Source organism: Bifidobacterium sp. VU/mBH4 (B4), from assembly GCF_058199535.1.
In genome coordinates, this window is sequence record NZ_JBVPQJ010000004.1 from 1 (window position 1) to 13,173 (window position 13,173).

Annotated in this window: 6 protein-coding genes and 1 pseudogene; 2 read left to right on the forward strand and 5 right to left on the reverse strand. The window is 66.0% G+C overall.

Features of this window, described 5'->3' with window-relative positions; genetic code table 11:
* Positions 1-455 precede the first annotated feature (455 nt).
* Together AC0AII_RS05845 and AC0AII_RS05850 are read left to right on the forward strand one after the other, a co-directional pair.
* Positions 456-4,065, forward strand: a pseudogene (locus AC0AII_RS05845) (RCC1 domain-containing protein).
* Positions 4,066-4,393: 328 nt separating this feature from the next.
* On the forward strand, positions 4,394-5,197 hold the full coding sequence (locus AC0AII_RS05850) for a Bax inhibitor-1/YccA family protein (RefSeq protein ID WP_490446460.1): 804 nt from the start codon (positions 4,394-4,396) through the stop codon (positions 5,195-5,197).
* Positions 5,198-5,246: 49 nt separating this feature from the next.
* Here AC0AII_RS05850 and acnA read toward each other — a convergent pair whose 3' ends face one another.
* From acnA to AC0AII_RS05875, 5 genes are all read right to left on the reverse strand, one after another.
* Positions 5,247-7,979 (reverse strand): aconitate hydratase AcnA, encoded by a 2,733-nt coding sequence (acnA, locus tag AC0AII_RS05855; RefSeq protein ID WP_490446461.1) that lies wholly within the window; start codon positions 7,977-7,979, stop codon positions 5,247-5,249.
* Between the two features lie 110 nt (positions 7,980-8,089).
* Positions 8,090-10,558: an HAD-IC family P-type ATPase gene (locus AC0AII_RS05860; RefSeq protein ID WP_490446462.1), complete on the reverse strand. Its 2,469-nt coding sequence runs from the start codon at positions 10,556-10,558 to the stop codon at positions 8,090-8,092.
* Positions 10,559-10,572: 14 nt separating this feature from the next.
* The gene (locus tag AC0AII_RS05865; protein ID WP_490446463.1) at positions 10,573-11,187 is read right to left on the reverse strand and encodes a substrate-binding domain-containing protein; all 615 of its coding nucleotides are present in this window, start codon (positions 11,185-11,187) and stop codon (positions 10,573-10,575) included.
* A 1-nt stretch (position 11,188) separates the two neighbouring features.
* Positions 11,189-12,475 carry a class I SAM-dependent RNA methyltransferase gene (locus AC0AII_RS05870; protein ID WP_490446464.1) on the reverse strand — a complete coding sequence of 429 codons (1,287 nt, stop codon included), beginning with the start codon at positions 12,473-12,475 and terminating at the stop codon, positions 11,189-11,191.
* Positions 12,468-13,169 carry a DUF3159 domain-containing protein gene (locus AC0AII_RS05875; protein WP_490446465.1) on the reverse strand — a complete coding sequence of 234 codons (702 nt, stop codon included), beginning with the start codon at positions 13,167-13,169 and terminating at the stop codon, positions 12,468-12,470. Before AC0AII_RS05875 ends, AC0AII_RS05870 begins: the two co-directional genes overlap by 8 nt.
* Between the last annotated feature and the right edge of the window lie 4 nt (positions 13,170-13,173).

The following is a 13,173-nucleotide window of genomic DNA, read 5'->3' on the forward strand; positions in this document are numbered from 1 at the left end:
GGAGCAGGGAGGAACGTGCCAATCAAGGCTCAAACCCCAAGAGAGCCGACACTTCCCTCCCGCGCCCCCACCACACTTCCGCCTGCGGGGATACAGGCAGACCTCTCTCGTTTCCGCCCAGGAAGGGAGATGAACACAGCAGGGCAGGCAACAGGGCTTACTACCCGGACAAGTCTGGCCGCCGCCTGTTCTCCCCGTCCTGGCATAATTCCGTAACGTCAGCTGCCGAACTCGTTGTCTTCGGACGGCTGGCTCTGGCTTATGTGTGTTGTCTGCGGGCTGGGTGGTAGGGTGAAAAGCGGGGGATGTCGAGAAGACGACTGGCTTGCGCCATGGTTCCTGCAATCCGATGCAGGGCTGGCGTTGACAGGCAGCACGGCTTTCCGACAGGAAGAACTTTACATTGACAAGCGGCTTTGGTCCCGCTTGGTGTTTGGTGAAGGGGTTTTGGTTTCATGCATCTGGTTTCCCGTCTGCGTCGCATCCTGGCGATGACGATCGTCCTGATCAGCCTGCTGGCAGGCCTGGGCGTCGCATTCGCCCAGGCGGACGCTCCCATACTCACCGGGGGGGGGGGGTCGTCAGACCCCTCGCGTAGCTAAGCAAACCCCCGGCACCCTCCCCAGCAATGCAACCAGCACCCCACTGCCCTCACCATCACCAATACAGACCACCACACCGTTAAGCCCAACAGCAAGTCCAGAAACCACGTCATCGACGACGGGAACACCTGACAGCGCAGAACCCACTCCGGCTAAATCAGCCGAAAAGACAGATGCTCAGGCTTCACATACAGTGCGCTTCGACCCGAATAACGGCAGCAAGCCAACACAGTCAACCGTGCAAACCGGTACTCTCGCCGCTCCCTTGGGAATGAACCCTGTGCATGATGGCTTCCGGTTCGACGGGTGGATGCTTGACGGCCAGCCCTTCGACTTCCAGACCCCCATACTCCAGGACATGACCCTGATAGCCAAATTGACCAAGGTCACGGACTGGACGCTGAGCCCGGATCATGGGCCTGCTTCCGGAGCCCGGCTGACCATCAGTCCGCCCAGTCGACAGGAGCCATGTTATGTCAACATCTATGCCACTGGAGACCGGTTTATCGGTCTGACAGGCGACGGCCGCATCTACACATGGGCGCAAGACGGCACACCCAAACAGGTTCCCTTCCCCGCCCATGCTCCCGACGGGTTCCATTACCTGCAGGCCACAGCCGGCAGCCGACGGCAGGCCGCACTGGGATCCGACCAGCACATCTACACTTGGGCCAACGAGCAAGCGGCACCCGAGATTCTCCACTCCAGTCAGAAAACCAAGTTCAGCAGCATCAGCATAAGCGACGACCGGCTGCTGGCCGTGGACCAGCAGGGACAGATCCACACTTATCAGGCCAGTCAAAATCCGAACCCGAAGCCCACCGAGCAGGAAACAATCAGCCTGCCCGGAAAGGTGCAAGCCGTCCTCGCCGCCGCCTCCAGCAGCCGGATCCTCATCGTGGACTCTGATGGGCAAGCCTGGAGATGGGATGTGGACAACACCGGAAAAGCCAAAACTACAAGCATCAAGCATGACCCGGGCATGCGCATCATCCAAGCCCAGGCCCTCAACCAGGGGATCCTCCTCCTGGACGCGGACGGGCAGGCCAATTACCTGGCCGACAGCACCAACAGTCTCGCACCCGTCAGCCTACCGGACGGCGCGCAGATCGGCAGAATCAACAGCAGTAACGACCAGGTCATGATCACCAGCAAGGACGGCCGCCTCTGGGCGTGGAAGCCCGGAAAAGCGCCCAGGCACGCAGACAACGGGAACCAATTATACGTGCAAGCCGCGAGCACCGGCAGCAGGATCACCGCCATCAGCAGGCAGGGCGACATATTCACGTGGAACCTCGACGAGCAGGGCAAGGCCGGCAAACCCGACAGGATCGACACCAGCACCGCGCCCATCCTGGAGTCAGCCAGTATGGACAGCCAAACATTGACGCTCGGCAAGAACAACGGCTCATGGCAGGCGGACATACCCGCACGCAAGCCCGGGCAAGCCGCCATCCTCATCGCCGGCAGGCAGGACGGCCAGTCCTTCACCAGGAGCCTTACGTACACTGTCGACCGGCCGTTGATGCGAGGCGCCGAACCACGATCCACGCTTACGGTCCACTTCGACACGGGCGGGGGAAAACCACAACCAGCAGACCAGCATTTCCCCACCACCAACGGCAGGGTGAAACGGCCCTCCCCCGATCCGGCGCGCGAAGGCTTCCAGTTCGACGGATGGTTCATCGGGCAGGCTGCCTACGATTTCAGCAGGCCCGTCACCAAGGATCTGACCCTGACCGCGAAATGGTCGCCGGAGAGCCGGAACAGCTCGTGGAGCATCAGCCCTAATAAGGGCAGCCAGCTGGGCAGGGAGTCCACGACCATCACCCCGCCTGACGGCGCCAGCCGGGGCATCAGGTTCAGCCAGGTCAGCGGATCACAAGCAGGAGCTTTTTCTTTGACTGTGGGCAGCGACGGGAACGCCTACGCCTGGGGAGACAACAGCTATGGCCAGCTCGGCAACGGGACGAGAACCAACCAGAATGCGCCGGTCAGGGTGAAGACACCCGACCGCAACACGTACCCGGACCTGCCAGGGGATTTCACCTACGCGCAGGTCAGCGCCGGAGAATATCATTCGCTGGCCCTGGGCAGCGACGGCAACGCCTACGCCTGGGGATACGGCAGCTATGGCCAGCTCGGCGACGGGACGACCAGCTACAGCCAGGCTACGCCGGTCAGGGTGAAGACACCCGACCGCAGCACGTACCCGGACCTGCCCAAGGATTTCACCTACGCGCAGGTCAGCGCCGGAGACCGGCATTCTTTGGCCCTGGGCAGCGACGGCAACGCCTACGCCTGGGGGTACAACACGTATGGCCAGCTGGGCGACGGGACGACCAGCTACAGCCAGGCTACGCCGGTCAGGGTGAAGACGCCCGACCGCAGCACGTACCCGGACCTGCCCAAGGATTTCACCTACGTGCAGGTCAGCGCCGGACGCAATTATTCGCTGGCCCTGGGCAGCGACGGCAACGCCTACGCCTGGGGGAGTAACGACGATGGCCGGTTCGGCGACGGGACATACACCGACCGGAATACGCCGATCAGGGTGAAGACACCCGACCGCAACACGTACCCGGACCTGCCAGAGGATTTCACCTACGCGCAGGTCAACGCCGGATGGCAGCATTCGCTGGCCCTGGGCAGCGACGGCAACGCCTACGCCTGGGGATACGGCAGCTATGGCCAGCTCGGCGACGGGACGAACTTCAGCCGGTATACGCCGGTCAGAGTGAAGACGCCCGACCGCAACACGTACCCGGACCTGCCAGAGGATTTCACCTACCTGCAGGTCAGCGCCGGGGCCGAGCATTCCCTGGCCGTGGGCAGCGACGGCAACGCCTACGCCTGGGGATCCAACAGCTATGGCGGACTCGGCAACAACACCACCAACGATTCGTATGTTCCTGCGCGCGTGCGCGACCCCGCCGACCCCACTAACACAAACAAAGAACTGCGAGCCACACAGGTCAGCGCCGGACTCCATGATTCGCTGGCCGTGGGCAGCGACGGGAACGCCTACGCCTGGGGATTCAACTGGTACGGCCAGCTCGGCAACGACAGCATCCCCACAGGAATATATAACAGTAGCGCTAGGAGTCTTGTTCCTGTGCCGGTGTCGTTCAACCTGCAGCTAGTGATCATCGGCGTCAGGTTCGACCAGACCGCCGCATCAGGGCTGACGCGCGGCGACGGCAGCAGTGTCAGCGTGTTCACGCCCGCGCACCAGCCGGGCATGGTCACGGTCAGCGTGGACTACACGCTGGGCGGCGCAGGAAGCACGCTGACCGACACCTCGCTCAAATACACGTACCTGCCCGCAGGCGTGCTCCCCCAGGCCGGAGGGGAAGGCATCCTGCTCGCCCTGGCCACAGGCATGACCGGCATGGGCGGCGTCCTGGCCTCACGCCGCCACCGGAAAGAAACACACCAACTGCTACACGCTTCACCCGAGTAAGAGCGGCCGGGCGGCGTATCAATCCCCCCGCCCCCGGCCCTATATAGGGGGAGCAGGGAGGACAAGTGCCAATCACGGCTCAAACCCCAAGAGAGCCGACACTTCCCTCCCGCACCCCCACCACACTCCGCCCAGCCTGCAAAGTCTGGACGGCACATCAGGAGAGGGGCAACCGCCATGGCGGGATGTGGGCATGCAACCACCCCACCATGGCGGCCATCCCCGCCTGATTCCAACCAGAGCAAACACCTGTTATATGGCCAAACCGGCCATGTAGAATTGAACAAGACGACCATCCCGCCACAGGTGGGAAGACAAGGAGGAGCAGATGGCTTTCAACGGGAATCCGCGGCCGCAGGCCCCATACGGTCAGTACACACAGCAGCCGATGCCGACCATGCAGGGCGGTGAGCCCTACGGCATGGGCGCGCCCATCGACACCAACGCAGCATACAGCTTTGAAAAGGCGGAGCGGGTCTCCATGTCCCGCGCCTATGCGGAGATGGCGGTCGGCCTGCTGGTCACCGCCCTGACGGCCTACCTGACCGCCCGCACCGGACTGCTCCTGGCCTTCATGCAGGCCACGGGCACCCTGGGGTGGATCGGCATGGCCGTGGTCCAGGTGGCCTTCGCCATGATTCTGAGCTTCCGGGTTATGCGCATGCGCACCTCCACCGCCCGGGTCATGTTCTACCTCTATGCGGCCATGATGGGCTTCACCCTGAGCACCATCTTCATGACCTACTCACTGCCCTCCATCATGCTGACCCTGGTGATCACCGCAGGCTTCTTCTTCGTCCTCAGCATGCTGGCGCTGACCACACGGCGCAACATGCTGGGCATGGGTTCCATCTTCATGGCCGGCCTGCTCATGCTGATTCTGGTCGAGGTGGTCATGCTCTTCGTGGCCCCCTCCGACACGGCCCTGCGCGTGGTCTCGGCCATCGGCATCATCCTCTTCGCCGGGCTGACCATGTATGACGCCCAGCAGACCAGGGTCATCTTCGCCACCTACCGCAGCCAGGGGCCGGAGGCCATCAAGCGGGTCTCCATCCTCTGCGCCCTCAACCTCTACCTGGACTTCGTCAACCTCTTCCTCTACATCCTGGATCTGGTCGGCGACCGCAACTGATATAAGAAATCCCCGCCCCTAACGTTGGGGGCGGGGATTTCTTATATCTTCAGGCCTCCTGATCGGCCCTGGCCAGCAGACCACGCAGCACGTACTGCAGGATGCCGCCGTTGCGGTAGTACTCAGCCTCACCAGGGGTGTCGATGCGCACCTTGGCCGCAAACTCCACCCTGCTGCCGTCGGGCCGCTGGGCCCGCACCTGGACCTGCTCGGGCAGGGAGCTGTTCAAGGCGTCGACGCCGATCAGGTCATAGGTCTCCTGGCCGTCCAACCCCAGGCTCTGGGCCGACTGACCCGCAGGGAACTCCAGCGGCAGCACGCCCATGCCGATCAGGTTGCTGCGGTGGATGCGCTCAAAGGATCTGGCTATGACGGCCCGCACACCCAGCATCCTTGTGCCCTTGGCCGCCCAGTCCCTGGAGGAGCCTGTGCCGTACTCGCTGCCGGCCAGCACCACCAGGGGCGTGCCCTGCCTGGCATAGTCCTGCGCCGCCTCGAAGATGGTCGTCTCCTGGCCGTTCAGGAAGTCGTAGGTGAACCCTCCCGGCCGCACGTCCAGCCCCACCGAGGCCAGCAGCTGGTTGCGCAGGCGGATGTTGCCGAAGGTGCCCCGGACCATGACCTCATGGTTGCCGCGCCGGGAGCCGTAGGAGTTGAAGTCCCTGGGGGCTATGCCGTGCTCCTGCAGGTAGCGGCCGGCCGGCGCGTCGGCCTTGATGGCCCCTGCGGGCGAGATGTGGTCGGTGGTGACCGAATCCCCCAGCAGGGCCAGCACCCGGGCCCCGTGAATGTCCTCCAGGGGGTCGGGCTGGGCCTTCATGCCATCGAAGAAGGTCTGGCGGCGGATGTAGGTGGAATCCTGATCCCAGTGGAAGAGCTCGCCCTCCGGCACCTCCAGCTTCCGCCAGCGATCATCCCCGCCGAAGACGTCCGCATAGTCGCGCAGGTACATGTCCCGGTCCAGGGCGGTGCCCACCACGGACTCGATGGCCTCCTGGGAGGGCCAGATGTCCGCCAGCATGACCGGCTTGCCCTGGCTGTCCTGGCCCAGGGGGTCCCGCCAGGGGTCGAAGTCCATGGTGCCTGCCAGGGCGTAAGCCACCACCAGGGGCGGCGAGGCCAGGTAGTTCATCTTCACATCCGGGCTGATGCGCCCCTCGAAGTTCCTGTTGCCCGAGAGCACGGCCGTCACCGTCAGGTCGTGGTCGGCGATGGCCTGGTGGATGGCCGGGTCCAGGGGGCCGGAGTTGCCGATGCAGGTGGTGCAGCCGTAGCCGACCAGCTCGAAGCCCAGGGCGTCCAGGTCCTTGCTCAGGCCGGTCCGGTTCAGATAGTCCGTCACCACCTGGGAGCCGGGAGCCAGCGAGGTCTTGACCCAGGGCTTGGGCTTGAGGCCCCGGGCGCGCGCCTGGCGGGCCAGCAGACCGGCGGCCACCATGACCGAGGGGTTGGAGGTGTTGGTGCATGAGGTGATGGCCGCGATGACCACATCCCCGTCCCGCAGGCTGAACTCCCTGCCGTCGGCCTTCTTGACGGGCACAGCCTGGCCGTCTGCGTCCCTGCCTTGGTCGCTGTAATCCTTCAGGTCCCGATGGAAAGTCTTCTGGGCCTGGTCCAGCAGGATGCGGTCCTGGGGCCGGCGGGGGCCGGCGATGGAGGGACGCACCGTAGACAGGTCCAGTTCCAGCACCTGCGAATACTCGGGTTCAGGGCAGTCGGCATCCTCCGGGTCCATCCACAGGCCGTTAGCCTTGGCATAGGCCTCCACCAGGCGCACATGCTCGTCGCTGCGGCCTGTCAGACGCAGATAGTCCAGGGTGATTCGGTCGATGGGGAAGATGGCGCAGGTGGAGCCGAACTCGGGGCTCATGTTGCCCAGGGTGGCCCGGTTGGCCAGGGGGACCTGGGCCAGGCCCTTGCCGTGGAACTCCACGAACCGGCCCACCACGCCCACCTCGCGCAGCATCTGGGTCACGGTCAGCACCACGTCGGTGGCGGTGACACCTTCGGGAATGGATCCGGTCAGCTTGAAGCCCAAGACCTGAGGCACCAGCATGGAGATGGGCTGGCCCAGCATGGCCGCCTCGGCCTCGATGCCGCCCACGCCCCAGCCCAGCACGCCCAGGCCGTTGACCATGGTGGTGTGGGAGTCGGTGCCTACGCAGGAGTCCGGGTAGACCAGGGCCGGCCCCTCCCCTTGGGTCCTGTCCCTGCGCATGACCACCTGGGCCAGGTACTCCAGGTTGACCTGGTGGATGATGCCGGTGCCCGGGGGCACCACGCGGAAGTTCTGGAAGGCCTGCTGGCTCCAGCGCAGGAAGCGGTAGCGCTCACTGTTGCGCCGGTATTCCATGTCCATGTTGTGTTCCAGGGCGCCGGACACGCCCGAGCTGTCCACCTGGACGGAGTGGTCGATGACCATCTGCGCGGGGATGAGCGGGTTGACCAGGGAGGGGTCGTCGCCCAGGGCCTTGACGGCATCGCGCATGGTGGCCAGGTCGACCATGCAGGGCACGCCGGTGAAGTCCTGCATAAGCACCCGGGCGGGACTGTACTGGATCTCCCTGTCGGGCTGGGCCTTGGGGTCCCAGTCCAGCAGCTGGTCCAGCTGGTCCCGGGTCACCGTGGTCCCGTTCTGGTGCCGCAGCAGATTCTCGACCAGGATGCGCAGGCTGTAGGGCAGGTGGTCGATGCCCGGCAGGTCGCTGATCCGGTAGTATTCGAACTCCTCGGAGCCCACCTTGAGCTTGGAACGACCGGCATCTTGTGCGGATTCTGACATGCACCACCCCTTCCTTGGACGCTCAGGCACTGCCCTTGCGCCCATGTGGACCGGCGGCGGGAGGACCCCAGGCCGTCAGTGACGCTTATCTGTGCTTGTGAGGTTCATTCTTAGCGCCTATGTGTTACCTGGCCTATGTAACGTGCACATGCCGGATAGCCCAGGACGGCCAGGACCATGAGCAGGGCACCCGCCAGGGCGAAGGCCACGGTGGCGGCCAGGGCCGGACCAGTGGGCAGACTGATGGCGAAGAACCGCGCCACAACGGGGATCAGGGCCCCGATCACCCCGGCTGCGGCGAAGAAGAGGACCAGCAGCCCCCTCCAGGAGCGCAGGGGCCGGGCCACCTGGGTCAGGACCAGCACGCCCATGCAGAAGAGGACGATGGCGCAGACCGAACGCCAACGCCCCAGGTCGTCGGGCCGGGCCAGGTCCAGTCCCAGCAGGCCGGGCAGGCTCCAGGCCGCCGCCAGCACAATCAAGGCCGTGGCGATGCCCGAGGGCAGGGCGAAGGTGACCACACGCTTCAGGAAGCCGGGCCGGTAGCGCCTGGTGTTGGGGGCCAGGGCCAGGAAGAATGCCGGCGTGCCGATGGTCAGGGCGCCGATGTAGGTGATGTGCCGGGGCAGGTAGGGGAAGGGTATGCCGGTCAGGACCACGCCCAGGGAGATCAGGGCCGAGTAGACGGTCTTGACCAGGAAGAGGCCGGCCACACGCTCCATGTTGGCCATGACCTGCCGGCCGCGGGCCACCACGTCGGGCAGGTGGGAGAAGCGCGAATCCACCAAGACCAGCTGGGCCACGGCCTTGGTGGCGGCCGCCGCATTGCCCATGGCGATGCCCAGGTCCGCCTCCTTCAGGGCCAGGGAGTCGTTGACCCCGTCGCCGGTCATGGCCACCGTGTGGCCCTTCAGGTGCAGGGCCTGGACGATGGCCTTCTTCTGGTCGGGCAGGACCCGGCCCAGCACGTCCACGTCCTCCAGGACATCGGCCAGGGCTGCGGTGTCCTCGGGCAGCTGCCGGGCATCCATGGCCCGGGGCGCCCGGTCGCCGGTCAGGCCCACCTTGTTGGCGATGGCCGCCACCGTGGCCGGGTTGTCGCCCGAGATGACCCGGCAGCGCACGCCCTGCTGGCGGAACCAGGCCAGGGTTTCGGCAGCGTCGTCGCGGATGTGCTCCGAGCAGGTGATCAGGGCCAGGGGCTTCAGGTTCCCGGGCAGGTCGGGGCTGCTGGTGAAGTAGTCAGGCTGGTCGGTGCCCGGGTACCCGTCGGGGGCGGCCAGCATCAGCACCCGGTAGCCGCGGTCGGCCAGGTCGGCCACCTGCCGGTCCACCTGGGGCCAGCTGCCCGCCTGGGATGCCAGGAGCACCTCCGGGGCGCCGAAGTACCAGATTCTGCCGGACTGGTCGGCCACGGCGCTCCACTTGCGGGCCGAGGAGAAGGGCAGGCGGCTGACGGCCCTGCCCGGGTGCAGGTCGTCCATCCCCTTGAGGATGGCACGGCCGGTGGCGTTGGGGCTCTCCTCCGCGCAGACGTCCACCAGGGCCTGCCGCAGCTGCTGTGCCGGCAGGTCCTCGGCCAGCGGATGCAGGTCGTCGTAGACGATGCCCCCGTCGGTGATGGTGCCGGTCTTGTCCAGGTTCAGGGCATCCACACGGGCCAGGGTCTCCACGGACTCCATCTGCTGGACCAACGTTTGATGCCGGGCCAGGCGGATGGCGGCCAAAGCGAAGTTCAGGGAGGTCAAGAGGACCAGACCCTCGGGGATCATGCCCACGACCCCGGCCACGGCAGACACCACGGCCTGCCGCCAGGCTCCGGTGGCCAGGGCAGTCTGGAAGCCGCCCACGGTCCGCATCTGGGTGAAGATGAGCAGCAGGCAGAGGGGAATGACCACCACGGTCATGACCTTGAGGATGGTGTTGATGCCCTCGTTCAGGTCGGAGCGGACCTTCTTGTAGACCTTGGCCTTGGCCGTCAGCGTGGCGGCGTAGGAGTCGGCGCCCACGGCGGTCACCTGGGCCAGGGCCATGCCCGAGACCGCCGTGGAGCCCGAGTAGACCTGGTCCCCCGGCTTGTGCTTGACCGTGCGCGATTCGCCGGTCAGCATGGACTCGTCCAGCTCCAGGCCGTAGGTGTCGATGATCTGCGCGTCGGCGGGCACCTGGTCCCCGGAGCGGATCCAGAGCAGATCCCCCTTGACGATGGCATCGTGGGGCACGGTCAGGTTGCGCCCATCCCTGCGCACCGTATAGTCGGAGGCCACCAGGATGGACAGCCCGTCCAGGGTGTGCTTGGCCTTGAGCTCGGTGGCCACACCGATGCCGGTGTTGATGATGATGATCAGGCCGAAGACCGCGTCCTTCCACTGCCCGGTCAGCAGGACCACCACCATGGCGGTCAGGATGATGCCGTTGAAGAGGGTGAAGACGTTGTCGCGGATGATCTGGCCCAGGCTGCGGGACGTTTGGTCCTGGGAGACGTTGACCAGGCCCTGGGCCTTCAGCCGCTCCACCTCCTGGGAGCTCAGCCCCGGCCGGTCGGTCTCCGGAAAGCCTGTGTCCGCCGTTGTGCTCATCCTTGGCCCCCCTCTCAGTCGGCGCTCAGGCGCACGGCCATGATCCTGGCATGTGGTCCGTCGTCCACAATGGTCTGCAAGGCGTCGGCCAGCAGGGGCGCGTGCGGATGCCCGGCAGGGTCCACCGGATGGACCGTAGCCGCATAGTAGAGCCTACCCGGGTCAGGGGTCCAAGCCTTGGCGCTTTGAGCGAACTCTACCACAGGGATGCCCGCCTTCCGGGCTGCCTTCAGGGCGGGGGTCCAGTCGCCGGCGCCGGGCCGACGGATCAGAATCAGACTGACACCCCGGTTGATGGCATCCTGCACCCCTTCCTGCTGATCGCTGGTGGACTGCGCTGAGGAGAAATAGCCCTTCATGCGCTCGGCCTTCAAGGATGCCAGGATGCGGCTGTCCAGACCGGCATCCGGGTCTTTCTCGCCCCTCTGCGGGCAGCCAATCAAAGCCACGAGCGTGTCGGAGCGATCCACGCCGTCGTGGGGCACGGTGCCCTCGTGCCAGGAGTCGCCCACGGCCCTGTCCTTGGGGGCGCATCCGGTCAGCGTGGGCAGGCCCGCCAGCAGGGCGACCGCCAGCAGCAGACCAGCCAGCCGCCTGACCACTGCCAAGACCCGCCCCGTGCGGCTCATGTCAGCGCTGCCTTCCCGCCGTGCGGGTGAAGACCGCCACGGTCTCCACGTGGTGGGTCATCGGGTAGATGTCAAAGGCCTCGAGGTGCTTGGGGCTGTAGCCCAGGGAGATCAGGGTGGCCGTATCCCTGGCCAGGCTGGTCGGATCGCAGGCTACATAGATGATGGTCCCCGCCCCGCTGGCGGCCAGCAGTCGACAGACTCGGGCCTTGGCGCCGGCCCTGGGCGGATCCAGCAGGATCAGGTCGGGATGGCCCAGCCCCTTGGGCGCACCGCCAGCCAGGACCTTGGCCACGTCCCCTCGACGCAGGACCACCCGGTCCAGTCCGGCCTGCTTCACGTTGTGTTTCGCGCTGGCAATGGCTCCGGCGGATCCCTCCACGGCCAGGAGCCGGGCCCGTCCGTCGGCCAGAGCGGCCAGCGGCAGGGTGAAGAGCCCTGATCCGCAGTAAAGATCCCAGATGACCGGTTCGGCCACCCCGTCCAGGGCCTGCCTGGCCTGGTCCAGGACCGCCTTGGTCAGCACGACCGGTGCCTGACGGTGGACCTGCCAGAATCCGTCGGACCGGACCTGGTATTCAGGCCCTGCTCCGGCCTCCAGCCGCTCTGTCAGCAGGCGGCTTCCCTTGCTCAGGCGACCATCCACCAGCAGGGCGTAGTTGTCGCCTACCGGTCCCCCGTCGCGCGGCTGGGGCACAGCCAAGCGCACGCGGGCTCCGGCGGGCAGGCCGCCCTCCCAGATGTCCAGGTCGTCGGCAAGGTCCAGCAGCTCCTGGGTGGCCAGGGGCATGGTCTGGATCGGCAGGCGGTCATGCGATCCCCGCCGGCGCATGGAGGGGCGGCCCTGATCGTCGGCCACCAGCTCGATTCGGGTCCTCCAGTGCAGGCCGCCCAGCTCCTCATCGCCAGGAACCCTGGCCACCGGCACCTGGACGTCCACCCCGCCCAGGCGGGACATCTGCTGGCCAATCAGATCAGCCTTCCAGGCCAGCTGGCCGGACAGGCTGACGTGAATCAGATCGGCGCCGCCCAGGCCTCCTCCCCAGGCCAAGGGTCCAGCCAGAGGCCAGACGGGTTGGCGGCGGTCAGGACTGGCCTCGAGCACCTGGGTGACCTCGCCCGTGGCGAATCTGCCGGCCCGGCCGTGAGGCTCATCCAAAAGGACATCCACCAGCTCCCCGGGCAGGGCGAAGCGGACGAAGACCACCCGCCCGTCCTCCAGGTGGCTGACACAACGGCCTTGGTCGGCGTAGCGTTCGATGCGCAGACGAACCCTGGTTTCAGTCATGATCGGCGTGAACCTCCTGGTCGGTCTGAGCCTGGTCGGCTTGGCGACGATGGTAGGGGCCCCCGATCAGCAGCCAGCTGATCCAGATGCCCAGTGCAAACAGGGGCAGGCCCAAAATCAGGCGTGCGGCGCCCAGCAACCCGACGGAACCGGCCAGGTAGAGCGGCACTTGAACCAGCAGGCGCAGCGCGAAGACGGCGATCCAGACCAGAGTGGCCTGGGTATAGGCCCGTGCCAGTTCTGGCTCGCCCCGCCAGGAGGCCAGCCACTGCCTCCAGCCTGAGACGACGGGCCGGCGCAGGTACTCCACCAGCAGGCCTATGCCGGGCATCCGTGCCAGCAGAGAGGCCCCAAGAACGATAATCCAGAATCCGTTGGTCAAAAATCCTGGCAGATAATAGTTGCGTGCATCCCGGGTCAGCCATGCGGCCACCAGGCAGATGCCCACCGAAAGCAGACCGGCCAGCGCCCCCAGGAAGGACTGCCGCTGGATCAGACGAATCAGCAGCTGCACCAGGGCCAGGGCCGCCGAAACCGCCACGGTCAGCCCCAGACGGCCGGTCACCAGGAAGACAACCAGAAATACCAGCCCCGGCAGCAGGGACTCGACGATCCCCCGCCATCCGCCGATGGCCTCCATGACGGAGAAATCGTCGTCGGCCAGTGCTGCCAGCCCGGAATGCTTCTGCTTCACAGCC

Bases quoted from the DNA above. Each gene is read 5' to 3' on its own strand.
- AC0AII_RS05850 (WP_490446460.1), top strand. From the start codon at position 4,394: ATGGCTTTCAACGGGAATCCGCGGCCGCAGGCCCCATACGGTCAGTAC.
- acnA (WP_490446461.1), bottom strand. From the start codon at position 7,979: ATGTCAGAATCCGCACAAGATGCCGGTCGTTCCAAGCTCAAGGTGGGC.
- AC0AII_RS05860 (WP_490446462.1), bottom strand. From the start codon at position 10,558: ATGAGCACAACGGCGGACACAGGCTTTCCGGAGACCGACCGGCCGGGG.
- AC0AII_RS05865 (WP_490446463.1), bottom strand. From the start codon at position 11,187: ATGAGCCGCACGGGGCGGGTCTTGGCAGTGGTCAGGCGGCTGGCTGGT.
- AC0AII_RS05870 (WP_490446464.1), bottom strand. From the start codon at position 12,475: ATGACTGAAACCAGGGTTCGTCTGCGCATCGAACGCTACGCCGACCAA.